Origin of the sequence: Shewanella sp. GutDb-MelDb (assembly GCF_002836075.1) — a bacterium.
GTDB lineage: Bacteria > Pseudomonadota > Gammaproteobacteria > Enterobacterales > Shewanellaceae > Shewanella.
On the sequence record NZ_PJBM01000101.1, the window covers coordinates 1 to 212 of the forward strand.

General features: G+C 53.3%; 1 protein-coding gene. It reads left to right on the plus strand.

The window, feature by feature from the left end:
• Nucleotides 1–212: VCBS domain-containing protein (locus CXF82_RS01485; protein ID WP_145991643.1), on the plus strand; the 212-nt coding region annotated here is incomplete at both ends.

Genomic DNA, 212 nt, shown 5'->3' on the forward strand with positions numbered 1-212 from the left:
GGATAACGGGGCCAGTTGGAGCTGGGATTTTGTCCCTCAGGTCAATGACTACGGCAGCTTTAGCATTAATGCCAGCACCGGCGTCTGGAGTTACACTTTAGCTAATAACGCCTTGGTTGATGCCCTCGCCTCGGGTGAAACCCACGACGAGACTTTCTTGGTCACCGTCACCGATGAGTTTGGTGCATTCAGCACTCAGCTAGTGACCGTGA